Raw genomic sequence first — 551 nt, 5'->3', positions numbered from 1 at the left:
CCTCCTTCTCTCCATCATTGTTGCGTTGCTTTGGTGCCGGAACGAGGGTCGCGTCGATAAGTTGACCCGACATCGGGATATAACCCTTCTTGTGGAGTTGCCAGTCAAACGCCTTCATCACACGCTTCAGCGTGCCTGTTTCGATCATCCGATTGCGGAAGTGACGGATAGTGTTCTCATCTGGCATCCGACCACCCAGGTCAAAACCGAAAAAACGCATCCAGGACAATCGATCCCGGATCATGAACTCCATCTTCACATCGCTCAGATTGTGTTGCGCTTGAACGATCAACACCTTGAACATCGAAACCGGATCAAACGGCGGACGACCGCCTTTGGAGCCGTCTCCATAGCCGAGCCCTTCAACAAGCCAGCCGCGGAAATACTCAAAATCCACTGTCGCACCCAAAACTTCCAGCGGATCACCGTCCTGGCTCAAACGCTCAAGATGATCTGATAGCGAAAATAAACTCTCTGGATTCATGGCTAATCCTCCATGACCCCAGTGAATCACATATCAACCTGACGCGATAGGTTTTTGCGGGTGTCCA

The 551-nt window shown here is 51.5% G+C and carries 1 protein-coding gene; it reads right to left on the bottom strand.

The genetic code is table 11. The annotated features are described in order from the left end of the window. Nucleotides 1–484 (bottom strand): IS5/IS1182 family transposase (locus tag B30_RS21200; RefSeq protein WP_009574319.1); only part of this gene is annotated, 484 nt, incomplete at its 3' end. Nucleotides 485–551 lie beyond the last annotated feature (67 nt).

The sequence above is a fragment of the Celeribacter baekdonensis B30 genome, assembly GCF_000299875.1.
GTDB classification, from domain to species: domain Bacteria; phylum Pseudomonadota; class Alphaproteobacteria; order Rhodobacterales; family Rhodobacteraceae; genus Celeribacter; species Celeribacter baekdonensis_A.
The sequence above is the reverse complement of the archived record's forward strand: the minus strand, read 5'-3'. Positions and strand labels throughout refer to the sequence as shown.